The organism is Curtobacterium sp. L1-20, assembly GCF_048755855.1.
Lineage (GTDB): Bacteria > Actinomycetota > Actinomycetes > Actinomycetales > Microbacteriaceae > Curtobacterium.
The window spans coordinates 1,762,653-1,788,476 of sequence record NZ_CP151473.1; the positions used below are offsets into that span (position 1 = coordinate 1,762,653).

26 protein-coding genes are annotated in these 25,824 nt (G+C 72.2%); 23 read left to right on the top strand and 3 right to left on the bottom strand.

Features of this window, described 5'->3' with window-relative positions; all coding sequences use genetic code 11:
* Positions 1-79: 79 nt before the first annotated feature.
* The 10 genes from AAEP86_RS09890 (at position 80) to dapF (ending at position 10,893) form a co-directional block, all read left to right on the top strand.
* Positions 80-3,037, top strand: coding sequence for a DNA translocase FtsK (locus AAEP86_RS09890; RefSeq protein WP_420370363.1), 2,958 nt, complete (start codon positions 80-82; stop codon positions 3,035-3,037).
* A 5-nt stretch (positions 3,038-3,042) separates the two neighbouring features.
* The gene (pgsA, locus tag AAEP86_RS09895) at positions 3,043-3,687 is read left to right on the top strand and encodes a CDP-diacylglycerol--glycerol-3-phosphate 3-phosphatidyltransferase (protein WP_420370364.1); all 645 of its coding nucleotides are present in this window, start codon (positions 3,043-3,045) and stop codon (positions 3,685-3,687) included.
* The gene (locus AAEP86_RS09900) at positions 3,660-4,199 is read left to right on the top strand and encodes a CinA family protein (protein ID WP_420370365.1); all 540 of its coding nucleotides are present in this window, start codon (positions 3,660-3,662) and stop codon (positions 4,197-4,199) included. Before pgsA ends, AAEP86_RS09900 begins: the two co-directional genes overlap by 28 nt.
* Before the next feature lie 155 nt (positions 4,200-4,354).
* Complete coding sequence (locus tag AAEP86_RS09905; RefSeq protein WP_058742950.1) at positions 4,355-4,663, top strand: helix-turn-helix domain-containing protein; 309 nt, start codon at positions 4,355-4,357, stop codon at positions 4,661-4,663.
* Between the two features lie 132 nt (positions 4,664-4,795).
* Complete coding sequence (locus AAEP86_RS09910; protein ID WP_420370366.1) at positions 4,796-5,020, top strand: DUF3046 domain-containing protein; 225 nt, start codon at positions 4,796-4,798, stop codon at positions 5,018-5,020.
* A gap of 269 nt (positions 5,021-5,289) precedes the next feature.
* The gene (gene recA, locus AAEP86_RS09915; RefSeq protein ID WP_420370367.1) at positions 5,290-6,354 is read left to right on the top strand and encodes a recombinase RecA; all 1,065 of its coding nucleotides are present in this window, start codon (positions 5,290-5,292) and stop codon (positions 6,352-6,354) included.
* Positions 6,351-7,373 carry a regulatory protein RecX gene (locus tag AAEP86_RS09920; RefSeq protein ID WP_420370368.1) on the top strand — a complete coding sequence of 341 codons (1,023 nt, stop codon included), beginning with the start codon at positions 6,351-6,353 and terminating at the stop codon, positions 7,371-7,373. The genes recA and AAEP86_RS09920 overlap by 4 nt, the downstream gene beginning before the upstream one ends.
* A gap of 109 nt (positions 7,374-7,482) precedes the next feature.
* On the top strand, positions 7,483-8,976 hold the full coding sequence (gene miaB, locus AAEP86_RS09925) for a tRNA (N6-isopentenyl adenosine(37)-C2)-methylthiotransferase MiaB (RefSeq protein WP_420370369.1): 1,494 nt from the start codon (positions 7,483-7,485) through the stop codon (positions 8,974-8,976).
* Positions 8,977-9,085: 109 nt separating this feature from the next.
* Entirely contained in the window at positions 9,086-10,006 is a 921-nt protein-coding gene (gene miaA, locus AAEP86_RS09930) for a tRNA (adenosine(37)-N6)-dimethylallyltransferase MiaA (RefSeq protein ID WP_420370370.1), read from the top strand.
* A complete protein-coding gene (gene dapF, locus AAEP86_RS09935; protein WP_420370371.1) occupies positions 10,003-10,893 on the top strand; it encodes a diaminopimelate epimerase in 891 nt (296 codons plus the stop codon). The genes miaA and dapF overlap by 4 nt, the downstream gene beginning before the upstream one ends.
* 130 nt (positions 10,894-11,023) lie before the next feature.
* On the opposite strand, the gene AAEP86_RS09940 is transcribed toward dapF, so the two are convergent.
* On the bottom strand, positions 11,024-11,638 hold the full coding sequence (locus tag AAEP86_RS09940) for a class I SAM-dependent methyltransferase (protein ID WP_420370372.1): 615 nt from the start codon (positions 11,636-11,638) through the stop codon (positions 11,024-11,026).
* A gap of 61 nt (positions 11,639-11,699) precedes the next feature.
* Between AAEP86_RS09940 and hflX the strand changes: the two genes are divergently transcribed.
* The gene (gene hflX, locus AAEP86_RS09945; RefSeq protein WP_420370373.1) at positions 11,700-13,244 is read left to right on the top strand and encodes a GTPase HflX; all 1,545 of its coding nucleotides are present in this window, start codon (positions 11,700-11,702) and stop codon (positions 13,242-13,244) included.
* A gap of 262 nt (positions 13,245-13,506) precedes the next feature.
* On the opposite strand, the gene lexA is transcribed toward hflX, so the two are convergent.
* Positions 13,507-14,151, bottom strand: a complete 645-nt coding sequence (lexA, locus tag AAEP86_RS09950; protein WP_420370374.1) for a transcriptional repressor LexA — start codon at positions 14,149-14,151, stop codon at positions 13,507-13,509.
* 236 nt (positions 14,152-14,387) lie between these two features.
* On the opposite strand from lexA, the gene AAEP86_RS09955 reads away from it, so the two are divergent.
* The 9 genes from AAEP86_RS09955 to scpB all read left to right on the top strand — a co-directional run bounded on the left by AAEP86_RS09955 (position 14,388) and on the right by scpB (position 21,630).
* Entirely contained in the window at positions 14,388-14,756 is a 369-nt protein-coding gene (locus tag AAEP86_RS09955) for a LysM peptidoglycan-binding domain-containing protein (protein ID WP_420370375.1), read from the top strand.
* A gap of 97 nt (positions 14,757-14,853) precedes the next feature.
* Positions 14,854-15,978, top strand: coding sequence for a histidinol-phosphate transaminase (locus AAEP86_RS09960; protein ID WP_420370376.1), 1,125 nt, complete (start codon positions 14,854-14,856; stop codon positions 15,976-15,978).
* The gene (gene hisB / locus AAEP86_RS09965; protein WP_420370377.1) at positions 15,975-16,577 is read left to right on the top strand and encodes an imidazoleglycerol-phosphate dehydratase HisB; all 603 of its coding nucleotides are present in this window, start codon (positions 15,975-15,977) and stop codon (positions 16,575-16,577) included. The genes AAEP86_RS09960 and hisB overlap by 4 nt, the downstream gene beginning before the upstream one ends.
* A 23-nt stretch (positions 16,578-16,600) precedes the next feature.
* Positions 16,601-17,215, top strand: a complete 615-nt coding sequence (gene hisH / locus AAEP86_RS09970) for an imidazole glycerol phosphate synthase subunit HisH (protein ID WP_420370378.1) — start codon at positions 16,601-16,603, stop codon at positions 17,213-17,215.
* A gap of 154 nt (positions 17,216-17,369) precedes the next feature.
* Positions 17,370-18,116, top strand: coding sequence for a bifunctional 1-(5-phosphoribosyl)-5-((5-phosphoribosylamino)methylideneamino)imidazole-4-carboxamide isomerase/phosphoribosylanthranilate isomerase PriA (gene priA, locus AAEP86_RS09975; protein WP_420370379.1), 747 nt, complete (start codon positions 17,370-17,372; stop codon positions 18,114-18,116).
* Positions 18,117-18,121: 5 nt separating this feature from the next.
* Entirely contained in the window at positions 18,122-18,952 is an 831-nt protein-coding gene (locus AAEP86_RS09980) for an SseB family protein (protein WP_420370380.1), read from the top strand.
* Between the two features lie 213 nt (positions 18,953-19,165).
* Complete coding sequence (locus AAEP86_RS09985) at positions 19,166-20,044, top strand: ParA family protein (RefSeq protein WP_420370381.1); 879 nt, start codon at positions 19,166-19,168, stop codon at positions 20,042-20,044.
* The gene (locus tag AAEP86_RS09990) at positions 20,028-20,888 is read left to right on the top strand and encodes a segregation and condensation protein A (RefSeq protein WP_420370382.1); all 861 of its coding nucleotides are present in this window, start codon (positions 20,028-20,030) and stop codon (positions 20,886-20,888) included. Before AAEP86_RS09985 ends, AAEP86_RS09990 begins: the two co-directional genes overlap by 17 nt.
* A complete protein-coding gene (gene scpB, locus AAEP86_RS09995; RefSeq protein ID WP_420370383.1) occupies positions 20,878-21,630 on the top strand; it encodes an SMC-Scp complex subunit ScpB in 753 nt (250 codons plus the stop codon). Before AAEP86_RS09990 ends, scpB begins: the two co-directional genes overlap by 11 nt.
* A 157-nt stretch (positions 21,631-21,787) precedes the next feature.
* On the opposite strand, the gene AAEP86_RS10000 is transcribed toward scpB, so the two are convergent.
* Positions 21,788-22,762: a hypothetical protein gene (locus AAEP86_RS10000; protein ID WP_420370384.1), complete on the bottom strand. Its 975-nt coding sequence runs from the start codon at positions 22,760-22,762 to the stop codon at positions 21,788-21,790.
* Positions 22,763-22,996: 234 nt separating this feature from the next.
* Here AAEP86_RS10000 and AAEP86_RS10005 point away from each other — a divergent pair, with 234 nt between their 5' ends.
* The 3 genes from AAEP86_RS10005 to cmk all read left to right on the top strand — a co-directional run bounded on the left by AAEP86_RS10005 (position 22,997) and on the right by cmk (position 25,775).
* Positions 22,997-23,752, top strand: coding sequence for a pseudouridine synthase (locus AAEP86_RS10005; RefSeq protein WP_420370471.1), 756 nt, complete (start codon positions 22,997-22,999; stop codon positions 23,750-23,752).
* 20 nt (positions 23,753-23,772) lie between these two features.
* Positions 23,773-24,897, top strand: a complete 1,125-nt coding sequence (locus AAEP86_RS10010) for a prephenate dehydrogenase (RefSeq protein WP_420370385.1) — start codon at positions 23,773-23,775, stop codon at positions 24,895-24,897.
* A gap of 194 nt (positions 24,898-25,091) precedes the next feature.
* A complete protein-coding gene (gene cmk, locus AAEP86_RS10015) occupies positions 25,092-25,775 on the top strand; it encodes a (d)CMP kinase (protein ID WP_420370472.1) in 684 nt (227 codons plus the stop codon).
* Positions 25,776-25,824 lie beyond the last annotated feature (49 nt).

Genomic DNA, 25,824 nt, shown 5'->3' on the forward strand with positions numbered 1-25,824 from the left:
TGGGCGGCGCAGTGGCGCCGTCGCGCACTCGCGGCGGGCCTCGCTCGGTTTGTCCTGGGAGGGGATTAGGGTTCTGCCCATGGCCGGAGGCACCAAGTCGACCACGCGCTCGCGCGCGTCCTCGTCGTCCCGTGGCAGCGGGACGCGTGGTTCGTCGCGCACCCAGGCCACCACGAAGAAGCTCCCACAAGCAGCCCCGACACCCGTCTTCCGCGAGCAGAACCCGCTCGTGACGGTGTGGATGGCGATGGCCCACGGCGTCGGCGCGGTGTTCCGCCTGCTCGGCCAGGAGACCCTCGAGAAGGACCAGCGTCGAGACGGGTTCCCGTTCCTGCTGTTCGTCCTCGCCATCGCCGGTGCGGTGGTGGAGTGGCTCAACCCGACGAACGTCGTCGCGGTGAACCTCGACGCGTACACCTTCGGCGGTCTGCTCGGGCGGCTGGCGTTCGCCCTCCCCGTGATCATGGTCGTCTTCGCCGGGTGGCTCTTCCGGCACCCGGCGTCCGTGCACGACAACACCCGGATCGGCATCGGCCTCGGGCTCCTGCTGATCTCCATCGCGTCGCTCTGCCACGTGTTCGGCGGACGACCGGTCGCCGCCGACGGCATGCCCGCACTCGCGGCTGCCGGCGGGGTGATCGGCTGGGTCGTCATCGGGTGGCTCGTGACGATCGCCACCGCCTGGGTCGCCGTCCCGGTCGCGGTCGTGCTGCTCGTCCTGTCGCTCTTCATCATCACGAAGACGCCGCCGAACAAGCTCGGCCGTCGTCTGCACGAGCTCTACGCGTACCTGTTCGGCGCTCCGGCCCCGACCGACGTGGCCGAGCCCGAGGTGGCCGAGCCGCCCGCCGCGCGGAGCAAGCCGTCGAAGCGGGCGAAGAAGGGCGACGCGGACTTCCAGCTCTTCGACGACCTCGGATTCGAGGACGAGCGGGCCGCGTCGGCCGACGGCGACGAGGACGGCGGCACCGTCCCGTGGTGGCGGCGCAACAAGTCCGGCCGCGAAGAAGACCCCGCGTACGACAGCCCCGTGATCACCGGGGCGACGTCGACGGTCCCCGAGGTGCCCGCCGCGGCCGCCGCGCCGGGGCCGAACGCCGGCGCGGCCGCCGGGCTCGTCGACCTCACGCCGGCCGAACCGGCGTCGGTGAACCTGAACGACTCGGTCGAGCACGACCTCGAGGTCGCCGAGCAGGCGCTCCGCGACTTCGGCACCGAGGTCCCGGAGCGACCGGCGGCCACCGAGGTGATCCGTCCGGACGCGACCGTGTCCCCGGTCGTCTCGCCGTCCCTCCCGGTCGACGAGCCCGCGGACGACCTCGCCGCCGATGCCGTGGACGGTCTCCCGCCGGTGACGGGCTCCGACGAGGACCCCTCCGCGCCGTACCGCCTGCCGGCGGCGACCACCCTGAGCTCCGGCTCGCCGTCGGTCGCGCGCAGCCAGGCGAACGACGACATCGTCGCCGCGATCACGGGCGTCCTCACCGAGTTCAAGGTGGACGCGAAGGTCACGGGCTTTTCGCGCGGGCCGACGGTCACCCGGTACGAGATCGAGCTCGGACCCGGCGTCAAGGTCGAGCGGGTGACCGCGCTGTCGAAGAACCTGTCGTACGCCGTGGCGTCGAACGAGGTCCGCATCCTCTCGCCGATCCCGGGCAAGAGCGCGATCGGCGTCGAGATCCCGAACAGCGACCGCGAGACCGTGTCGCTCGGCGACGTGCTCCGGTCGAACGCGGCGCGCAAGTCGAAGCACCCGATGACGATCGGCGTCGGCAAGGACGTCGAAGGCGGCTTCGTCGTGGCGAACCTGGCGAAGATGCCGCACCTCCTCGTCGCCGGCTCGACCGGCTCCGGCAAGTCGGTCTTCATCAACTCGATGATCACCTCGCTCCTGATGCGCGCGAAGCCGTCCGAGGTGCGCATGGTCCTGGTCGACCCGAAGCGCGTCGAGCTCTCCATCTACGCGGGCGTCCCGCACCTCATCACGCCCATCATCACGAACCCGAAGAAGGCGGCCGAGGCGCTGCAGTGGGTCGTGAAGGAGATGGACATGCGGTACGACGACCTCGCGTCGTTCGGGTTCCGCCACGTCGACGACTTCAACAAGGCGATCGAGAACAACGAGATCGTGCTGCCCGCCGGCAGCGAGCGGAAGCTCAAGCCGTACCCGTACCTGCTCGTCGTGGTGGACGAGCTCGCCGACCTCATGCTCGTCGCCCCGCGCGATGTCGAGGAGTCGATCGTCCGGATCACCCAGCTCGCCCGCGCAGCCGGCATCCACCTGGTCCTCGCGACCCAGCGACCGTCCGTCGACGTCATCACCGGTCTGATCAAGGCGAACGTGCCGTCGCGCATCGCCTTCGCGGTCACCAGCGTCACCGACTCCCGGGTGATCCTCGACCAGCCCGGCGCCGACAAGCTCATCGGGCAGGGCGACGCGCTCTTCCTGCCGATGGGCTCGTCCAAGTCGCTCCGTGTGCAGGGCGCCTGGGTGAACGAGAGCGAGGTCGCCGAGGTCGTGCAGCACGTCACCCGGCAGGCCCGTCCGGACTACCGCCAGGACGTCCAGGCCGTGGTCGAGCGCAAGGAGATCGACGCCGACATCGGCGACGACCTCGAGCTGCTGCTCGCTGCCGTCGAGCAGGTCGTCTCCACGCAGTTCGGCTCGACCTCGATGCTCCAGCGCAAGCTGCGCGTCGGGTTCGCCAAGGCCGGACGGCTCATGGACCTCATGGAGTCCCGCGACATCGTCGGGCCGTCCGAGGGGTCGAAGGCCCGCGACGTGCTCGTCACGGCCGACCAGCTGCCGTCCGTCCTCGCGAAGCTCCGCGGCGAGGAGCCGCCGGCTGCCGCACCGTCGGTCGGGCCCGCGGCCGTGGCCGGAGCGGGTGCCGCCGCGGCGCTGCCGGAGACCGGTGCGCTCGTCGGCGACGACGACCGCTACGGCGCGGACCCCGTCGGGGACATGACCCGCGGGTACGATGAGGTCGACGACGAGCCCGACGAGGACGCGTGGGGACTGACGGGCAGGGAGTGAGTGCGATGACCGCCTCGAACGGTACGGAGACGTCGCACGGCGCCAGGTTCCCGTGGCGTGGCCGACTGCTCCGCAAGGGGCCCGGGCCGGCTTCCACGGCGAACGTCGCGAACATCATCACGGTGGTGCGCATCCTCATGGCGCCGCTGTTCTTCGTGCTCCTGCTCACCGACGCCGGCAACGACGGCGCCATGCGCATCTGGGCGGCCGTCGTGTTCGTGGTCGCGATCGTCACCGACAGCGCGGACGGGATCATCGCGCGGCGGCAGAACCTCGTCACGGACTTCGGCAAGCTCGTCGACCCGATCGCCGACAAGGTCCTGATCGGCGGCGCCCTCGTGGCCCTGTCGATCCTCGCCGAGCTGCCCTGGTACGTGACGGTCCTCATCATGGTGCGGGAGATCGGCATCACGGTGTTCCGCTTCGCGGTGCTCTCCGACCGGGTGATCCCGGCCAGCCGCGGCGGCAAGATCAAGACCGTGCTGCAGGCCGTCGCCCTGACCGCGGCCCTGTTCCCGTGGTGGAACCTCGTCGGCGAGTGGGCGCACTGGGTCAACGGGATCCTCATGACCGCCGCCTTCCTGGCAACGGTCCTGAGCGGCATCGACTACCTCTGGCAGGCATGGAAGCACAACCGCAGCGCAGCGTGACCGACGAGCCCGCACCGGTCCCGGTGCCCGTCACCCCCGGCCTGATCGCCGAGCTCACCGCGCGGGGCGAGACGGTGGCCGTGGCCGAGTCCCTGACCGGGGGTCTGGTCGTCGCCACCCTCGTCGACGTCCCGGGTGCGAGCGCCGTGGTGCGCGGGGGAGTCGTGGCCTACGCGACGCCGATCAAGCACGAGCTGCTCGGGGTCGACGCCGAGCTGCTCGCCACCAACGGCGCGGTCGACCCCGAGGTCGCGCGCCAGATGGCGGTCGGTGTCCGGACTGCGCTGTCCGTCGACGGCGAGCCGGCCACGTGGGGGATCAGCACCACGGGTGTCGCCGGGCCCGACCCGCAGGACGGCAAGCCCGTGGGCACGGTGTTCGTCGGGATCGCCTCGGCCGACGGGGTCGAAGCCCACGAACTGCACCTGGACGGTGACCGCGATGCAATCCGTCACGCCACCGTCTCCGAACTCCTGGCACGGATGTCGTCCACGATCCGGGGCCGGGAATAGGCCTCGTTTCCACCGGGTTACATCTCACGCAATCTCCAGCGGTACAGCAGGCGGCCTCGCTAGCATGCTGCAACCGGCAACGCTACAGTTGCCCAACCCGAACTCGGCCAACCGGACCGAGCGGGCGCGGAGACGACAGGGAAGGAGGAGTTCTCATGGTTCTCGTTCGTCAGGAGATCGGCGACGTTCTGCGGGACTTCCGCTTGCAGAAGGGCCGGACCCTCCGTCAGGTCGCGTCCAAGGCCAGTGTGGCCCTCGGGTACCTCAGTGAGGTCGAGCGCGGGCAGAAGGAAGCCAGCTCGGAGATCCTCGCGTCCGTCGCGGACGCGCTGGACACCCCCATCTCGACCATCATGCGCGAGGTGGGCGACCGCCTCGCAGTGGTCGAGGGACTCACCCCCGTCCCGGACACGCTCCCCGACGACCTCGTCGCCGAGTTCGACAACGACCTCGCGGTGCGCTGACCCCACCGCTCCCGAACGCCCTCGCCGGTCCTCCGGTGGGGGCGTTCGTCGTTCCGCGACGAACGCTGCCGCCGGACCTGCCTGCGGGCGCCGTCGTCGTTGCGGTGTGCACATCCTCGTTACCCTGGAGGGATGCGGGTGAGTGAGTTCTGGCGTGCCGTCGACCAGGTGTTCGGCGACGCCTACGGGGCCGTGGTCAGTCGGGACGTCGTCCTCGAGGACCTCGGGGGCCGGTCCGCGGCCGACGCGCTCGACGCCGGGGTCGACGCACGCCGGGTCTGGGAAGCACTGTGCGACTCGCAGGACGTCCCGCTCGACAAGCGGCACGGCAAGGGGCTCGCGGAGCCGCGCGACTGACCAATCGGAACCAAGCAACACCCGAACACCTGTTCGGCGTGTTGCTCGAACGGGTGTTCGATCGGTGGTAGCTTCCTCCACATCGGCGCTGTTCGGGATTCCGTCCACAGATCGCGCGGTCACCGGCAGTGATGTCGGTGGCCCGCCCTAGGTTCGGAGTCACCGGGAACAGCCCGAAGCCTTGTCGCAGAACCACTGGCCTTGCACCATCGGCCGGCGGGGACGCGACAGCCTACAGGCAGCCGACACCGAGCACGAAGGAGCACCCCATGCCATCACCGGCAGACCGCGAGAAGGCCCTCGAGACCGCACTCGCCCAGATCGACAGGCAGTTCGGCAAGGGTGCGATCATGCGCCTCGGGTCGGACGAACGCGCCCCGGTCAACGTCATCCAGACCGGGTCGGTGGCGCTCGACGTCGCGCTCGGCATCGGCGGACTGCCCCGCGGCCGCATCGTCGAGATCTACGGCCCGGAGTCGTCGGGTAAGACGACCCTCACCATCCACGCCATCGCCAACGCGCAGCGCGCCGGTGGCATCGCGGCGTTCATCGACGCCGAGCACGCGCTCGACCCCGAGTACGCCAAGAAGCTCGGCGTCGACATCGACGCCCTCCTGGTGTCGCAGCCGGACACCGCCGAGCAGGCGCTCGAGATCGCCGACATGCTCGTGCGCTCCGGCTCCATCGACCTCATCGTGATCGACTCCGTCGCGGCGCTCGTGCCCCGCGCCGAGATCGAGGGCGAGATGGGCGACTCGCACGTCGGCCTCCAGGCCCGCCTCATGTCCCAGGCGCTGCGCAAGCTCGCCGGTGGGCTCAACCAGACGCAGACCACGATGATCTTCATCAACCAGCTGCGCGAGAAGATCGGCGTGTTCTTCGGCTCCCCGGAGACCACCTCCGGTGGTAAGGCGCTGAAGTTCTACGCCTCCGTCCGGCTCGACATCCGCCGCATCGAGACGCTGAAGAGCGGGACCGACGCCGTCGGCAACCGCACCCGCGTCAAGGTCGTCAAGAACAAGATGGCGCCGCCCTTCAAGCAGGCCGAGTTCGACATCCTGTACGGCGTCGGCATCTCGCGCGAGGGCTCGTTGCTCGACTTCGGTGTCGACCACGGCATCGTGAAGAAGTCGGGTGCCTGGTACACCTACGACGGCGACCAGCTCGGCCAGGGCAAGGAGAACTCGCGGTCGTTCCTCATCCAGAACCCCGAGGTCGCTGCCGAGATCGAGGGCAAGATCCTCGCCAAGCTCGGTGTCGGCGGGGCCCAGGCCGAGGCAGATGCGCCGGTCGACTCGATCGCGCCGAAGATCGCGGAGCGCAAGGGCGCGTGACGACCGACCACGACGACGACGCGGACCTCGCACCGGTCACCGACCTGTTCGGTGCGCGGTCCCGTCGCCGTCGGGCCGCGAGCCCGGATCCGGTTCCGCCGACGCCGGAGCGGCCGAGCGAGCGCGAGCACGGGACGCCGCCGCAGGACCCGCCTGCACCGACACTGCGGAGCATCGGTGACCGTCGTCAGGACGACACCGACCGACGCCCGCGCAGCACCGGCACCGGCACAGGTCAGGTCGACGCAGGTGCGGACGGCGACGGCGATCTCGGCCCGGACGGCGCCGAACGGCCAGACGCGGACACGCCGGTGCCGCTCCCGATCGCCGGCCCACGTGCACAGGCCGACTGGCTGTCGCCGGTCGTCGGCGACGGATCCGGTCGCAGCGCGCGCGCAGAGCAGGACGGCTACGACGAGGCCGGCACGGCGGACGCCTCGACCGCATCGATCTTCGCGATCGGGTCCGGCGCCGAGATCGACCCCGCTGACGCCCCGCGACCCATCGACGAGCAGCGCGCGGACGCCGAGCGCCTGAGCATGCGGGCGCTGGGTCGCAAGGGCGTGAGCGAGTCCGAGCTCCGGACGATGCTCGCGCAGAACGACCTCGACCCGGACGTGGTCGAGTACGAGATCGACCGGCTGACGCGGGTCGGCCTGCTCGACGACGTGGCGCTCGCGACGGACCTCGTCGACCGGCTGCACGACCGGAAGGGCCTCGGACGACAGGGCGTGGTGGCGGAACTCCGTCGCCGTGGCATCGACCAGGCGGTGATCGACGCTGCGCTCGACGCGGCGGCGGACGACGATGACGACGAGTTCGTCCGCGCCATCGACCTCGCCCAGAAGCGTGCGGGGCAGCTCCGTGGGCTCGACCGGGCGACGGCGGAGCGCCGGCTCTCGGGGTACCTCATGCGGAAGGGCTACAACGGCGGTGTCGTCCGGATCGCGGTGGAGCGAGCGCTCTCGGGCGGCGGTCGTCCCGCCGGTGGCCCGCGCGGTCCCGTCCGGTTCGAGTAGCCGCACCGCCGGGCCTGTGCGGCGCTGTTCGGTTCGATGAGCCGCGCCGCCGGCGGCTCGTGCCGAGTCGACCGCGACGGCGTCACGGAGCGATTTACACTGGACGACCATGGCCACCGTCGCAGCGCGCCCCCGCACCTACGAAGTCCGCACCTACGGGTGCCAGATGAACGTGCACGACTCCGAGCGGCTGAGCGGTTCGCTCCAGGCCGCCGGCTACGTCGCCGCCGACGGCGAGCAGGCGGACGTCGTCGTCATCAACACGTGCGCGGTGCGCGAGAACGCGGACAACCGCCTGTACGGCAACCTCGGGCAGCTCGCCGGGATCAAGCGCGAGCACCCCGGCATGCAGATCGCGGTCGGCGGGTGCCTCGCCCAGAAGGACAAGAACGTCATCCTCGAGAAGGCGCCGTGGGTCGACGTGGTGTTCGGCACGCACAACATGGGCTCCCTGCCGACGCTCCTCGAGCGGTCGCGCCACAACGACGAAGCGCAGATCGAGATCCTCGAGGCGCTCGACGTCTTCCCTTCGACGCTCCCGACGAAGCGCGAGTCGACGCACAGCGGCTGGGTGTCGATCTCCGTCGGGTGCAACAACACCTGCACGTTCTGCATCGTGCCGTCGCTCCGCGGCAAGGAGAAGGACCGTCGCCCCGGGGACGTCCTCGCCGAGGTGCAGGCGCTCGTCGACGATGGCGCGATCGAGGTGACGCTGCTCGGCCAGAACGTGAACTCCTACGGGGTCGAGTTCGGCGACCGCCAGGCGTTCGGCAAGCTGCTCCGCGCCACCGGGCAGATCGAGGGCCTGGAACGCGTGCGGTTCACGAGCCCGCACCCGGCCGCGTTCACCGACGACGTGATCGACGCGATGGCCGAGACGCCGAACGTCATGCCGCAGCTGCACATGCCGCTGCAGTCCGGCTCCGACCGGATCCTGAAGGCGATGCGCCGGAGCTACCGGAGCGAACGCTTCCTGGGCATCCTCGACCGCGTCCGCGCGAAGATCCCGCACGCCGCGATCTCGACCGACATCATCGTCGGGTTCCCCGGCGAGACCGAGGAGGACTTCGCGGACACGCTCCGGGTCGTGGAGCAGTCGCGCTTCGCGTCGGCGTTCACCTTCCAGTACTCGATCCGGCCCGGAACCCCTGCGGCGACGATGGACGAGCAGCTGCCGAAGCAGGTCGTCCAGGAACGGTACGAGCGACTCGTCGCGCTGCAGGAACGCATCACCGCGGAGGAGAACGCGAAGCAGGTCGGCCGCCGTGTCGAGGTGCTCGTCGCGACCGGTGAGGGCAAGAAGGACGACACCACGCACCGGCTGTCCGGACGCGCCGAGGACTCCCGGCTCGTGCACTTCGCGGTGCCGCAGGGCTCCGCCGTCCCACGACCGGGCGACGTCGTGACGGTCGAGGTGACGCGCTCGGCGCCGCACTTCCTCATCGCCGACAACGCGGGCCCGCTGCCGATCCGCCGGACGCGCGCCGGGGACGCCTGGGACCGCGCGCAGGCCGAGAGCTGCGGCGTCCCGACGCCGGCGGCGTCCGCCGATGTCCCTCGCGCGGTCTCCCTCGGACTCCCGACCATCCGTGTCGGTCGCTGAGGCCGCCGACCCCGGCGACGAGCGCAGCCGCGGGCAGGTGGGCCCGACCGACGAGCGCAGCCCCGGGCAGGCCGGTCCGAACGACGAGCCGGGTCGCCGACGATCCCGGGTGACCGACCTGATCGCCGTCGTCGGGGCGACCGGCACCGGCAAGTCGGACCTGGGCATCGCGATCGCGGAACGGCTCCGTGCGGCAGGACGCGACGCCGAGATCGTCAACGCGGACGCCATGCAGCTCTACCGCGGCATGGACATCGGCACCGCCAAACTGACGCCCGCCGAACGCCGGAGCATCCCGCACCACCAGCTCGACGTCCTGGCGGTGACCGACGAGGCGAGCGTCGCGGCGTACCAGCGGGACGCCCGAGCGGACGTGGCGGCGATCCAGGAGCGTGGCGGGGTCGCCGTCCTGGTCGGCGGCAGCGGCCTGTACGTCTCGGCGGTGCTGTTCGACCTCGCCTTCCCGGGGACCGATCCGGAGCTCCGGGCGCGGCTGGAACGCGAGCACGAGGAGCTCGGGCCGGGCCTCCTGCTCGAGCGCCTCCGTTCCCTCGATCCGGCGGCGGCGGCGACCATCGACGCGCGGAACCCGCGGCGGCTCATCCGGGCACTGGAGATCGCGAGCCGGTCCGAGGTCGTCACCCCGAGCCTCCCGTCCGCGCCCCGCGCCTGGCGACCCGCCCGGATCCTGCACCTCCACCGCGACCGTGCGCAGCTGGTCGAGGCCCTGCACGACCGTGCGGCGCGCATGTTCGCCGCCGGACTCGTGGACGAGGTGCGCGCCCTCCGCGACCAGGGGCTCGAGGAGGGCCGCACCGCGCGCGCGGCCATCGGGTACTCGCAGGCGCTCGAGGTGCTGCACGGCACGGCCACGGTGGAGCAGGCCGTCGAGGCGACGGGCGTCGCGACCCGCAAGTACGCCCGCCGCCAGGTGTCGTGGTTCCGCCGGTACGCCGACGCCGAGGTCCTCGACGTGACGGGTGCCGACCGCGCCGCGCTGACGGACGCTGCCCGTAGGATCGTGCCGTGACCGAGCTGCACTTCACCAAGGGCCAGGGGACCGGCAACGACTTCGTCCTGTTCGCCGACCCCGACGCCACGGTCGACCTGACCGCCGACCGCATCCGGGCGATCGCGGACCGACGCTTCGGCGTGGGCGGCGACGGCGTCATCCGTGCGGTGCGCTCCGAGTCCCTCCCCGAGGGACGGACGCTCCTGGCGGTCGAACCGGCTGCGACGTGGTTCATGGACTACCACAACGCCGACGGCTCGGTCGCCGAGATGTGCGGCAACGGCATCCGTGTCTTCGCCCGGTACCTCACCGAGTCGGGGCTCGTCGACCTCGCCCCGGGCGAGACCCTCACCGTCGGCAGCCGCAAGGGCCTCGTCGACGTCCAGCGCACCACCAACGGCTTCTCGGCCGACCTGGGACGCTGGGGCCTCGGGATCGAGGGCGGCGGCGCGGACGACGTGCTCGTGCGCGCGAAGAACCTCGACAACGCGCGACCCGGTCTCGGCATCGACGTCGGCAACCCGCACGTGGTCGTCGCGCTCGCGACCGAGGACGAACTCGCGGACCTCGACCTCACCTACGTGCCGGTGCTCGACCCGCTGCCCGCAGCCGGTGCGAACGTCGAGTTCGTGCTGCCGGGCGACCCGCTCGTGCAGGACGGCGTCGGGCAGATCACGATGCGGGTGCACGAACGCGGCAGCGGCGAGACGCTCTCGTGCGGCACGGGCGCGGTGGCCGCTGCGCTGGCGACGCGGCACTGGGCCGGCAACGGTGCTCCCGACACGTGGCGCGTGCGCGTCCCCGGAGGGGTGGTCACCGTCCGCATGTTCGCGGCGGAGGACGGCGAGCACGTCGCATTGTCCGGCCCCGCGGAACTCGTCTTCTCGGGTGACCTGACGGTCTGAGACAGCGCGGGTCCTGTCGGGAGGCACGGATCGCCACGTCGACGCACCCTCGCGTCCGCGGCGTGCCGGTTCGACACCCGACGGCCCCGGCGCGCTGCGCCGGTTCCAGCGCGCTGCGCCGGTTCCGGCGCTACGCGGCGGTCCGGTGCACCCGGAGGACGCGGAAGCCCTTGTCGGTCGTCGCCCGTGTGACGTCGAACGCGTCGCCCAGCGCATCGCGGAGCCACCGCTGCAGGGAGTCACCGCCGAGGTCCTTCGACACGACGAGCCAGGCGTCGCCGCCCACCTCGAGCCGGGGCAGCCACGTCAGCAGGATGTCGTGCAGTTCGTCCTTGCCGACGCGGATCGGCGGGTTGGACCAGATCGTCCGGAAGCGCAGGTCCGCCGGGACGTCGTCCGGCAGGGCGATCGAGACGTTCGACGCGCCGACGGTGGCCGCGTTCGCCCGCGCGAGGCCGAGCACGCGCTCGTTGACGTCGACGCCCCACACCTGGGCGTCCGGGGACTCGAGGGCCATCGTGAGCGCGATCGGCCCCCACCCGCACCCGACGTCGAGGAGCGCGCCGTCGGCGGCCGGCGGCGGGACCGAGCCGAGCAGGACGCGGGTGCCGCGGTCGAGACCGTCCGGGCTGAACACCCCCGCGGCGGTGGCCAGGGTGAACGTCCGACCCGCGAGCGGCACGGTGATCTGGCGGGGCCGAGCCGCGCTCTCCGGGCTGGCCGAGAAGTAGTGGTCGTTCGCCATGGAAGAACCGTACCGGGAACCCCGTGTGTCACCGGGCGCCCGGCGGTACCCTGTGGACAGCATGACGGAATCCCATCAGCAGGACGAACAGACCATCCACGACGACAGCGCAGACGGTGTCGTCGAGCGGGTGCTGCGCAACGCCGACCGGCGCGCAGCATCCTCCATCTTCGCGCCGGCGCAGGCGATCCAGACCCGTTCGGTCGACGACCGCGGCTGGGACGGCGACGGCGAGCAGTACGACCGCGAGGACCGGGCGGCGCTGCGCCGTGTCGCCGGCCTCTCCACCGAGCTCGAGGACGTCACCGAGGTCGAGTACCGGCAACTCCGGCTCGAGCAGGTCGTCCTGATCGGCGTGTACCCGCAGGGCGACGCCGCCGACGCCGAGAACTCCCTCCGCGAACTCGCCGCCCTCGCCGAGACCGCGGGCGCCGTGGTCCTCGACGGGCTGCTGCAGCGGCGCCCGAACCCCGACCCGTCGACGTACCTCGGCAAGGGCAAGGCAGAAGAACTGGCGATGGTGGTGAAGGCCACCGGGGCCGACACCGTGATCGCGGACACCGAGCTCGCGCCCTCCCAGCGCCGAGCGCTCGAGGACGTCGTCAAGGTCAAGGTCATCGACCGCACGGCCGTCATCCTCGACATCTTCAGCCAGCACGCCAAGAGCCGCGAGGGCAAGGCGCAGGTCGAACTCGCCCAGCTCGAGTACCTCCTCCCGCGTCTGCGCGGTTGGGGTGAGTCGATGTCCCGGCAGGCCGGTGGACAGGTCTCCGGTGGTGCCGGCATGGGTTCGCGTGGTCCCGGTGAGACGAAGATCGAGCTGGACCGCCGTCGGATCCACACCAGGATGTCGAAGCTGCGTCGGCAGATCGCCGGCTTCCGTCCGGCGCGCGAGGCCAAGCGTGCCGACCGTCACCGCAACGACGTCCCGAGCGTCGCCATCGCCGGCTACACGAACGCGGGGAAGTCCTCGTTGCTGAACCGCCTGACGAGCGCCGGCGTGCTCGTGCAGAACCAGCTGTTCGCGACGCTGGACGCGACGGTCCGCCGGACCGAGAGCGCCAAGGGGCGCGAGTTCACGTTCGTGGACACCGTGGGCTTCGTGCGCAACCTGCCGCACCAGCTCGTCGAGGCGTTCCGCTCCACCCTCGAGGAAGTGGGCGAGGCCGACGTCATCGTGCACGTCGTCGACGGCTCCCACCCGGACCCGGCGGCGCAGCTGGCGACCGTGCGCGAGGTCATCGGCGACGTCGGTGCCCGCGAACTCCCGGAGATCGTGGCGTTCAACAAGGCGGACCTCATCGACGAGTCGCAGCGGCTCGTGCTGGTCGGGCTCGTCCCGGACGCCGTCTTCGTGTCGGCGCGCACGGGCGAAGGGATCCCGGAGCTGCTCGCGGCGATCGAGTCCCGCCTGCCCGAGCCCGACGTCGAGCTCACCGTCGTGGTGCCGTACGACCGCGGCGACCTGGTCTCGCACCTGCACGACGCGGGATCGGTGGAGTCCGTCGACTACGTCGAGTCCGGCACGCGGCTCCGTGTGCGGGTCTTCCAGCGGCAGGTCGCCGAGCTCGACCCGTTCGTGGTCGCGCCCGTCGCGACCGCCTAGCCACCGGGCGGTCGCGCGCTCGGACTGCCGGGAGGCGCGGCACCGGCCCGCCTCGCTGGTCGCGTTGCGGTCGCAGCCGTTCCGAACCAGGGAACCGACGTCGAACCAGCCCACGGGACTGGTTCGACGTCGGTTCCGTGGTTCCACGTCCCCGTCGAGCGCCTAAGCGCGGACGGCACGGGCGTCGAGCGCCGTCGAGCGCGGGCGGCTCGGGCGTCGAGCACCGCCGCGCTCGGACGGTGCGGGCGTCGGGCGCCGTACGTCAGATCGAGCGGAGGACCGCCACGACCTTGCCCAGGACGGTGGCCGCGTCGCCGAGGATCGGTTCGAACGCGGTGTTGCGCGGGAGCAGCCACGTGTGGCCGTCACGCTGCCGGAAGACCTTGACGGTCGCTTCCTCGTCGAGCATCGCGGCGACGATGTCACCGTTGTCGGCAGTCTGCTGCGACCGGACGACGACCCAGTCGCCGTCGCAGATCGCTGCGTCGATCATCGACTCGCCGACGACCTTGAGCATGAAGAGGTCGCCCGTGCCGACGAGCTGACGGGGGAGCGGCACGATCTCGTCGACGTGCTGTTCCGCCGTGATGGGCACACCGGCGGCGATCCGGCCGACGAGCGGGACGAGCGTCGTGGCGTCGACGTCCGGGCCGTCGACGTCCGGAGCCGGCTCGTCGACGAGCACCTCGAGCGCACGGGGACGGTTCGGGTCACGGCGGATCCACCCACCCAGTTCGAGCTGGCCGAGCTGGTGGGAGACGCTGGACAGGGAGGACAGCCCGGCGGCGTCGCCGATCTCCCGCATGCTCGGCGGGTACCCACGGCTGGCGATCGACGCGCGGATCGCGTCGAGGATCGCCTGCTGCTTCGCCGTCAACGGCTTCTGGACCCGCAGTTCGTCCGCCACGTCGTCTCGCCCTTCGTCGTGCCGGGACGCTGCCCGCAGGAATGTCGGTGGTCCCCGCTTGACTTGTCCCAGTCGATCGAAACAGTATCCGACCGGTCGACGCCGGACAAACACCTGTTCGAGCGTGTCGGCGGAAAAACCACAACAAAACCGTCCACGGGACTTGTGTGTCCAGGGATTCGAACGTATGTTCGGTACACGGCTTCGGTCGGACCGAACGGGAAGGCAAGAACGACATGAGCACCATCGCCATCGCTGACACCCAGCGCTCCACGGCGCCCGCCGTGCGTACGCGCCTGCGCCTCACGCGCCGCGGCCGGATCGTCCTGACGACGCTCGCCGCGACCCCGCTGCTCGTGGGCATGGCCCTCGCCGTGCTGAACGGCGGGCAGGCCTCCGCGGGCAACACGTCGGGCGACGTCCGCTTCGACACCGTCACCATCCAGCCGGGCGAGACGCTCTGGCAGCTGGCGGAGGAGACCGCGCCGAACGCCGACCCGCGCGACTTCGTGCAGGACGTCATCAGCCTCAACGCGCTGGACGGCTCCGGTCTGCAGGCCGGCGAGCAGATCGCCATCCCCGCGAAGTACAGCGACGGTCAGTAGCCCCTCCGGTCGGCCTGCCCGGCCAGCGGCGCGGCACCCCTCGGAGCACCGTCCGGACGGCCGGTCCGACCTCGGGGTGGACGCCTACGATGGATCGGTGGCATTCACGCTCGAAGACCTCCCGATCCGAGACGACCTGCGCGGGCAGAGTCCCTACGGAGCCCCGCAGAAGCACGTCCACGTGCAGCTCAACGTCAACGAGAACACCCATCCGGTGCCGGACGACGTCGCCGAGGACATCGTCTCGTCGATCCGACAGGCCCTGACGACCGTGAACCGCTACCCGGACCGTGAGTTCACCGAGCTCCGGCAGTCGCTCGCTGACTACCTGCAGCGGGGCCTCGGCGCCGCGCAGCAGATCGGTCCGGAGCAGATCTGGGCCGCCAACGGGTCGAACGAGGTGCTGCAGCAGCTCCTCCAGGCGTTCGGTGGACCCGGCCGTTCCGTCCTCGGCTTCCCGCCCACCTACTCGATGCACTCGATCCTGGCCGCCGGGACGGGCACGACCTGGATCCCGGCGCAGCGCGACGACGAGTTCCGCATCGCGCCCGAGACGGTCGTCTCCGCCATCCGTGCGCACCAGCCGGACATCGTGTTCCTGTGCGGCCCGAACAACCCGACGGGCACCCCGCTGTCGATCGACACCATCCGTGCCGCGTACGACGCCACGGACGGCATCGTCATGGTGGACGAGGCCTACGCGGAGTTCATGCCCGCGGACGCGCCGAGCGCCCTCACTCTGCTGCCCGGCCGGGAACGCCTCGTCGTGTCCCGCACGATGAGCAAGGCCTTCGCCTTCGCCGGCGCCCGCGTCGGCTACATGGCGGCCCACCCGGCCGTCATCGACGCCATCCGACTCGTCCGGCTGCCCTACCACCTGTCCGCCCTCACGCAGGCGGCGGCGGTCGCGGCGCTCCGGCACGCGCCCGAGATGCTCGCCATGGTCGACGACATCAAGCAGCAGCGCGACCGCATGGTGACCGAGCTGCAGGCGATGGGCTACCGCACGTACGAGACGTGGTCGAACTTCGTCCTGTTCGGCGGCGTCGCCGACCCCCACGCCGCGTTCGAGGCGCTCCTCGACCAGGACGTCATCGTGCGCGACCTCGGGATCCCGAACCACCTCCGGGTGAGTGCGGGGACGGCCGAGGAGACCACCGCGTTCCTCGACGCCATGCGCCGCGTGGCCGTCGAACAGCCGCCCGTTAGGCTTGGAGCATGACCGCCCGCACCGCCTCGATCAGCCGGAGCACGAGCGAATCGAGCGTCGAACTCGAGCTCGACCTCGACGGCACCGGCACCTCGGACGTCTCGACGAGCGTCCCGTTCTTCGACCACATGCTGACGGCCTTCAGCAAGCACTCGCTCATCGACCTCCGCGTCCGGTCGACCGGCGACACGGACATCGACGTGCACCACACCGTCGAGGACACCGGCATCGTGCTCGGCCAGGCGCTCAAGCAGGCGCTCGGCGACCGGTCCGGCATCGGTCGGTACGGCGACGCCCTGGTGCCGCTCGACGAGGCCCTGGCACAGGCGGTCGTGGACGTCTCGGGTCGTCCGTTCCTCGTCCACACGGGGGAGCCGGCCGGGTTCGAGTTCCACCGCATCGGCGGGCACTTCACCGGGTCGATGGTCCGCCACGTGTTCGAGGCGATCACGGTCAACGCCGGCATCACGGTGCACGTGCGTGTCCTCGGCGGCCGCGACCCCCACCACATCGCCGAGGCCGAGTTCAAGGCCTTCGCCCGTGCGATGCGCCGGGCGGTCGAGCTCGACCCGCGCGTCGACGGCATCCCGTCCACGAAGGGCGCACTGTGAGCGCGGGGGCCAGGCGGAACGTCGTGGTGCTCGACTACGGGTCGGGCAACGTGCACTCCGCCGCCAAGGCGCTCGAGCGAGCGGGCGCGGACGTCACCCTGACCGCGGACAAGCGCGCAGCGCTGGAGGCCGACGGGCTGCTCGTCCCGGGGGTCGGGGCGTTCGCCGCGGTCATCGACCAGCTCGAGGGTGTGCGGGGCGGGGAGATCGTGGACCACCGCCTCGCGGGCGGACGACCGGTCCTCGGCATCTGCGTGGGCATGCAGGTGATGTTCTCGCGCGGCATCGAGCGCGGTGCCGACGTCGAGGGGCTCGGGCAGTGGCCCGGCACGGTCGAGGAGATCCAGGCCGAGGTCCTCCCGCACATGGGCTGGAACACGGTCGAGGCGCCGGAGGACTCCGTGCTGTTCCGGGGACTCCACGACGAGCGCTTCTACTTCGTGCACTCCTACGGTGTGACCGACTTCCCGCTCGAGGCGTACGGCCCGTTCCGTGCCCCGCGTCTGACCTGGGCGGAGCACGGGCAGCGGTTCGTCGCCGCGGTCGAGAACGGCCCGCTCACCGCCACGCAGTTCCACCCCGAGAAGTCCGGCGAGCCGGGCATCCGCCTCCTCCGCAACTGGGTCGACTCGCTCTGAACCGGCCACGGTGCGGGGCGCGACCTCCGGGACGGCCCCGCACCGTGCCTCCAGGCAGCAGCCGCACTGCGACGGACGCCACCGGCCGGATCCGCACCCGCACCGTGACCCACGCCGACGACCCGTACCAGCCACCGCACCGAAGAACAGGACCATGACCGACCTCATCGCCACCCCGCCCCTCGTCCTGCTGCCCGCCGTGGACGTCGTCGACGGCCAGGCGGTCCGTCTCACCCAGGGTGAGGCGGGGAGCGAGACCTCCTACGGCGACCCGGTGAGCGCCGCACGCACGTGGCGCGAGCAGGGGGCGGAGTGGATCCACCTCGTCGACCTCGACGCGGCGTTCGGTCGCGGCGACAACCGCAAGGTGATCGCGCGCGCGATCCGCGAGGTCGAGGGCGTCTCGGTGGAGCTGTCGGGCGGCATCCGTGACGACGCCTCCCTCGAGGCCGCACTCGCGACCGGTGCGGCGCGCGTGAACCTCGGCACGGCGGCGCTCGAGAAGCCCGAGTGGGCCGCGCACGTGATCCGCCAGTACGGCGAGCAGATCGCCGTCGGGCTCGACGTCCGCGGCACGACGCTCGCGAGCCGGGGTTGGACCGAGGACGCCGGCGACCTCTGGGAGGTCCTCGACCGCCTCGAGGAGGCCGGCTGCGCCCGCTACGTGGTGACCGACGTGACGAAGGACGGCACCCTGCAGGGCCCGAACGTCGACCTGCTCCGCGAGGTCTGCGACCGGACCGACCAGCCCGTCGTGGCCTCCGGCGGCATCTCGACGCTCGACGACCTCCGGGCACTGCGCGACCTCGTGCCGCACGGCCTCGAGGGCGCGATCATCGGCAAGGCGCTCTACTCGGGCGCGTTCACGCTGCCGGCCGCTCTCGACATCGCCTCGGAGTAGTCGACGTGGCGGGCATCTCGAACGGCCGCGGGACGGGCCCGGACGCACCGAGCGGCCAGCCCGACGACGCGCACACCCCCGGAGGCGCCGCCGACTCAGCGGGGTTCGCCTGGGCCGGCCGGACGTTCGAGCAGCACGACACGACCTTCGACGACGACGACGGGCTCGCCGACCCGGCGCTCGTCGCCGCCATCACGGCGCTCGCCGACGGCGGCTCGCAGCGTGCGGTCCTCGACGCGCTCCGCGCCGCCCGCCTGCTCATCCCGTTGATCGCCGAGGCCGGCGACGTCGGCCACACCGCCGACGGCGCGCTCGTCGACAAGACGCAGGAACTCTCGATCGTCACGGTCGCCGGACCCGACGGCCGCAGCGTGATGCCCGCCTTCACGTCGGTCGAGGCCATGCGCTCGTGGGACGCCGACGCCCGTCCCGTCCCGGCGGAGTCCCGGCGGGTGGCGATGGCCGCCGCGAGCGAGGAGACGCAGCTCGTGGTGCTCGACCCGACCGCGTCGACCGAGTTCGTGCTGCGCCGACCGGCCGTCTGGGCGCTCGGGCAGGACCTGCCGTGGACCCCGTGCTTCGAGGACCCCGAGGTCGCAGCGGCGTTCGCCGCGTCCGTCGACGACGAGGCCGCCGTCGCACGGGTCGAGCTGGCACCGGGGGACCCGCTCGGTCGCTTCGCCGGCGCGGAGCTCACGGTGGGGCTCGCGCTGCACCCGGGGCTCGACCAGTCGCAGGTGCAGGCGCTGGTCGGTCGGCTGCAGCAGCGCTGGACGGCGGACCCCGTCATCGCGGACCGGGTGGACAGCATGCGGGTGGCGTTGCGCCGGGCGTGACCCGCGCCTCCCGTCCGACCGACGGTCGGCGTCGAGGACGCTCCGACCGGCGGGCAGCGTCCAGGGCACTCCGACCGGAGGTCAGCGTCCAGGACGTGCGGACGCGGTCCGGGAGGCGCGGCCCGCCTCGCGACGACCACCGACGGCTCCGGAGGGTCACCGGCTGCGGCGGTGCGGCCCGGTCCTCGGCCGGTCCGCCGGTACGATGGCCGGGTGAGCACGAACCCGACGACCACCCCCGGAACCGGCGAGACCACCTACGGTCCCACCGGTCGGCCCGTCCGGCAGTTCGCGGTGCCCGAGGAGCTCGACGGCCACGGACCCGCTCGCATCATCGCGCTGTGCAACCAGAAGGGCGGCGTCGGCAAGACCACGACGTCGATCAACCTCGGCGCGGCGCTGGCGGAGTACGGCCGCAAGGTGCTCGCCGTCGACTTCGACCCGCAGGGTGCGCTGTCCGCGGGCCTCGGCGTGCGGACGCACGACATCCCCACGGTCTACGACCTGCTGATGGGCTCCATCAAGGACCCGAACCAGGTGATCCAGCCGACGAACACGCCCTACCTCGACGTCATCCCGGCGAACATCGACCTGTCCGCGGCCGAGGTGCACCTGGTGAACGAGGTCGCCCGCGAGCAGATCCTGGCGAGTGTCCTCCGCAAGGTCGCGAAGGACTACGACGTGATCCTCGTCGACTGCCAGCCGTCGCTCGGCCTGCTGACCGTCAACGCGCTGACCGCGGCGCACGGCGTGCTCATCCCGCTCGAGTGCGAGTTCTTCGCGCTCCGCGGTGTGGCGCTGCTCATCGAGACCATCGACAAGGTGCGCGACCGGCTCAACCCGGCGCTGCAGCTCGACGGCATCCTCGCGACGATGTACGACTCGCGCACCCTGCACTCGCGTGAGGTCATGGAGCGTGTCGTCGAGACGTTCGACGACCGCGTGCTCGACACGGTCATCGGCCGCACGGTGAAGTTCCCGGACGCGACCGTCTCGGCGCGCCCCATCACGCAGACCGCTCCGGACCACGCCGCTGCGCACGCGTACCGGCAGCTCGCACGGGAGCTCGTCGAGCGTGGCGCCGTCGCCTGACGACGCCGACGTCGCCCAGCCAGCCGACGCGCCCGCGCCCGCGGGCACCACGACGGTGCCCGGCTTCCGGGTCCGCCTGCGCAACTTCGACGGGCCGTTCGACCTGCTCCTGTCGCTCATCACGAAGCACGAGCTCGACATCACCGAGGTCTCGCTCGGCGCGGTGACCGGGGAGTTCATCCAGTACGTGCGACTCGCCGAGTCCGAGGACGAACTCGACGAGGCGAGCGAGTTCCTCGTCGTGGCAGCCACCCTGCTCGACCTGAAGATCGCCGGCCTGCTGCCGCAGGGGGAGCTGGTCGACGCCGAGGACGTCGCCCTGCTCGAGGCGCGCGACCTGCTCTTCGCCCGACTGCTGCAGTACCGGGCCTTCAAGCAGGCCGCCGACTGGTTCGGGTCCCGGTGGCTGACCGAGTCGCGGCGGCACGTGCGGAGCGTCCGGCTCGAGGAGCGGTTCCGCGCCCGCACGCCCGAGCTGGTCTGGACCCTCTCGGTGCAGGACTTCGCCGCGCTGGCGACCATTGCCTTCGCGCCGCGGGAGATCCCCACGGTCGGACTGGACCACCTGCACGCGCCGCTCGTCAGCATCCGCGAGCAGGCCGCGATCGTCGTGTCGATCCTCCGCACCCGGGCCGACGAGGACGTCTCGTTCCGCGAACTGGTCGCCGGAGTCTCGGAGACGGGTATCGTGGTGGCTCGCTTCCTCGCGATCCTGGAGCTGTACCGGAACGCTTCCATCTCGTTCGAACAGCTCGAACCGCTCGGGGAACTGACACTCCGCTGGACCGCCGACGACTGGTCCGACGAGAGCCTCGCCAACCTGGGAGCCGACTATGACGGATGACGTCGCCGACGCGGCGCACGTGCACGCGTCCAGCGCCGAACCCGGCGGGGCGGACGAGACGGCCGACGCCCGCGCGATCGAGCGCGAGATCCACGAGCGGGCCCGCCACGAGCACGCCGAGGACGCGTCCGCCGCGGACGACCAGGTCGAGCACCACGTCCCGCACCCCGACGTCCCGATCGACCGGCAGCTCGAGGCGATCCTCATGATCGCCGACGAGCCGCAGTCCCTCGTCGCCCTGGGCGCAGCGGTCGACGCGCCCGTCCCCGCCGTCCGACAGGCGGTCGAGCGCCTGGTCGCCGACTTCGACGGGGTCGACGGGACCGTCCGTCGTGGCTTCGAGCTCCGCGAGGTCGGCGGCGGCTGGCGCTTCTACGTCCGACAGGACCTGGACGCCGTGGTCGAGCAGTTCGTCGAGGCCGAGCGCCCCTCGCGGCTGTCGCAGGCCGCGTTGGAGACCCTCGCGGTCGTCGCCTACAAGCAGCCGATCACCCGCTCGCAGATCGCCGCGATCCGCGCCGTGAACGTCGACGGGGTCGTCCGCACCCTCGTCGCCCGCGGACTCATCGAGGAGTCCTTCACGGACGCCGAGACCGGCGCGATCAACTACGTCACGTCCGACCTGCTCCTGCAGCAGCTCGGCATCAACTCGCTCGACGAGCTGCCGCTCATCTCGCCCCTCCTGGACGACGGTGCCGACGGCTTCGGGCAGAACGAAGGGATCCCCGATGGCCGCGTATGAGGAAGAACGACGAGGCGGCCCACGAGGCGGGTCCGGTCGCGACGGCGGGTCCGGTCGCGACGGCGGGTCCGGTCGCGACGGCGGGTACGGCCGCGACGGCGGTGGCCGATCCGGAGGCGGGTACGGCCGCGACGGTGGTGGCCGATCCGGAGGCGGGTCACGCGACGGTGCCGCCGGCTCCGGCCGTGCAGGTGGCCGGTCCGGTGACGCCGGCCGCGACGACCGCGGCGGGTACCGCGGCGGGGACGACCGTGGTGGGTACCGGGGCCGGGACGACCGCCAGGCACCCGCGCGGCGCGACGACGAGCGCGGCGGGCCCCGCGGGCGCGACGACCGCTCCGGCGGTGGATACCGGGGCCGTGACGACCGCTCCGGCGGTGGGTACCGGGGCCGCGACGACCGTGCCGGTGCCGGCTTCCGGGGCAGCGACGACCGCTCCGGCGGTGGGTACCGCGGGCGCGACGACCGTGCCGGGGCCGGGCGCCGGGACGACGACCGTGGTGGGTACCGCGGGCGCGACGACCGTGGCACTCCCGCCGGCGGTGGCTACCGCGGCGGCGACGACCGTGGTGGGTACCGCGGGCGCGAAGACCGTGCCGGGGCCGGGCGCCGGGACGACGACCGTGGTGGGTACCGCGGCCGCGACGAGCGCGGCGCTCCCGCGGGCGGTGGCTACCGCGACCGCGGCGCTCCCGCCGGCGGTGGCTACCGCGGCCGCGACGACCGCGGCGGCGCTGCCGGCGGGTACCGAGGCCGGGACGACCGCTCGGGCACGGACCGTGGCCGCTTCGTGCACCGCGAGGACGACCGACGCGGTGGCGACCGCGGCGGCTTCGTCCGCCGTGAGGACGACCGCGGCGCCGGTGGGTACCGCGGCCGCGACGACCGGAACAGCGGGGGACCGCGTGACCGCGACGACCGCGGCGCCGGTGGGTACCGCGGCCGCGACGACCGGCGCACGACCGGGTACCGCGGCCGCGACGACGACCGACGCGGCGACGACCGCCGTACCGGTGGACCCCGCGACGACCGTCGCACCGCCGCACCCCGGGACGACCGACGTGACGACCGTCGCGACCCGGCGCGCGAGGACCGCCGGACCCCGGACGGCCGCCCGAGCAGCGTGTGGCACAACGGCCGCCGCTACGTCGGCGGCACGACGACCGCGCGCAACAGCGACCGCACCCGCGGCACCGGATCCCGTGGCACCGACCGCCGGACGACCCCGAGGCCCGAAGGAGCGCGCGACCAGCAGGGCGCGCCGCTCGAGGGCACGCCGGAACGGCCGATCATCCCGGACTGGGACGCACCGGACGGGAGCGCGTCCGCCGGAGCCGCACCGGGCCTCCAGGCCGAGGGCGAGCGCCTGCAGAAGGTGATCGCCGGGGCGGGCGTGGCGTCCCGGCGGGTCGCGGAGAACCTGATCGTCGAGGGCCGCGTGACGGTCAACGGTGAGGTCGTCGACGCGCTCGGCCGCCGGGTCGACCCGGCGACCGACGAGATCGCGGTCGACGGCGTGCCCGTGCAGATCGACACCTCGCGACGCTACGTGCTCCTCAACAAGCCGACCGGGATGGTGTCGAGCCTGCAGGACGAGCGCGGCCGACGAGACCTCTCCGAGTACGTGGACCGGTACGAAGAGCGGCTGTTCAACGTCGGTCGCCTCGACACCGAGACGTCGGGCCTCCTCGTCCTGACCAACGACGGTGACCTCGCCCACGTGCTGGCACACCCCTCGTTCGGCGTGACGAAGACCTACATCGCGAAGGTCCGCGGCAACGTGAACCCGGCGACCGTGCAGCGTCTGCTCGACGGCGTGGAGCTCGAGGACGGGCCGATCGCCGCGGACAAGGTGCGGCTGCTCGAGTCGTCGCGCGGTGAGTCGCTCGTCGAGATCACGCTGCACTCCGGCCGCAACCGCATCGTCCGCCGCATGCTCGACGCCGTCGACCACCCGGTCCTCGAACTCGTCCGGCGCTCGTTCGGTCCGCTGCAGCTCGGCTCGCTGCCGATCGGCAAGACCCGCGAGCTCTCGACCGTGGAGCTCGGCAGCCTGCTGCGGATCGCCCGCGAGGCCAAGGGCTCCCCGCGGGCCTCGGACGGCGAGGAGTCGTCGGACTGACGCATCGGTAGGCTTGCGGCGTGACCGACCCCACGCCCCCGACCGTCGAACCGGACATCGACCGGCGACTCCGGGGACCCGTGCGGGTCGTCGGAGCCGGTCTGCTCGGCGCCTCGATCGGACTGGCGCTGCGCGAGAAGGGCGTCGACGTCGTCCTCGACGACGTGTCGCCCGCCGCGCTGGCGCTCGCCGTGGACTACGGTGCGGGCCGGCACCCGGCTCCCGACGACGCTCCGGAGCTCGTGGTGGTCGCGGTCCCGCCGGACGTGGTCGCGACCGTCGTCGAGCGCGAGCTCGCGACGTACCCGACCGCGATCGTCACCGACGTCGCGAGCGTGAAGTCCGGTCCGCTCGCCGCGCTCCGCGCGTCCGGCGCCGACACCAGCCGGTACATCGGCTCGCACCCGATGGCCGGACGGGAACGCAGCGGCCCGACGGCCGCGCGGGCGGACCTGTTCGTCGGCCGGCCGTGGGTGATCGCCGGGCACGACGGCATCACGTACCAGCGGGCCGCGGTGGTCGAGGACCTGGCGCTCGACGTCGGCGCCACGGTGGTCCCGATGGAGCCGCAGGCGCACGACCTGGCGGTGGCGTACGTGTCGCACGCGCCGCAGCTGGTGTCGACGCTCATGGCGTCGCGGCTGCGGGACGCTCCGGACGGTTCGCTCGACCTCGCCGGCGGCGGCGTCCGCGACGTCACGCGCATCGCGGCGAGCGACCCGGGGCTGTGGGTGCAGATCATCGGCGCGAACGCCGGGCACATCCGGCCGGTGCTCGCCGACCTGCGCGACGACCTCGACCGTGTGCTCGACGCGCTCGACGACCCGTCCGCCGCGGGCTCACCCCGTGCGCTCGCCGAGACGATCGTCGCGGGCAACCGTGGCGTCGAGCGCCTGCCGGGCAAGCACGGCACGAACAAGCGCTTCGCCCAGGTCGTCGTCCTCGTGGACGACACCCCCGGGCAGATCGCCGCGCTCCTCACGTTCATCGGGGAGATCGGCATCAACCTCGAGGACATGCGCCTCGAGCACTCACCGGGCGCACCGATCGGCATCGTCGAGGTGTCGGTCGTCCCCGAGCAGGAACAGCGACTCGTCGACGAACTCGAGGGTCGCGGATGGAGGATCGCAGCAGCATGGGCCTGAACCACGACACCGACGCCGCCACGACCGCAGCCGTGCAGGACTCCGGGGCGACCGGCGGCCCGGACGGACCCGACACCGGCCTGCCGAAGCCGGACGGCCAGCCCGGCCCGCTCGGTGGCGGCGACGTCGCCGGGGGCCTCGACGGGCAGGGCGGCGGCGAGCCCGGCTCCACCAGCGCGCCCGTCCCGGCCGGTCTGCCGAACGGTGCCTTCGTCGCGAAGACCGTCATCGCGGTCGACGGCCCCGCGGGCAGCGGCAAGTCCAGCGTCTCCCGTGCCGCGGCGCGCGCGCTCGGCTTCGGCTACCAGGACACCGGGGCCGCCTACCGCGCACTCGCCTGGCACGCGCTGCAGCAGCAGGTCGACCTCGACGACCCCGCCGCGGTGCTCGCGAGCTGGGACACCTTCGACTACGCGATCGGGACCGACCCCGACGCGTACTTCGTGCGGGTCGGCGACACCGACGTGACCGACGCCATCCGGACCCCCGAGGTCACCGGCGCCGTCGCCCACATCGCCAAGCTGCCCGAGGTCCGGCAGCGACTCGTGCAGCTCTTCCGCACCGTCATGCGGAAGGCCGACGCACCAGGGATCATCACCGAGGGACGGGACATCACCACGGTCGTCGCGCCCGACGCCGAGGTCCGGATCCTGCTGACGGCGGACGAGTCGGTTAGGATGGCCCGGCGAGCGGCCGAGGTCACGACCCAGTCCGCCGCCGAGACCTCCGCCGCACTCGCTCGTCGCGACGCGGCGGACGCGAAGGTCGTCGACTTCATGAACGCCGCCGACGGCGTCACGACGCTCGACTCCACCGACCTCGACTTCGACCAGACCGTGCAGGCGGTCGTCGACCTGGCCCGCGCGGCCACGCACTGACACCGACATCCCGGCCCCGCGCGGCCACGCACTGACAACACGCGGCCCA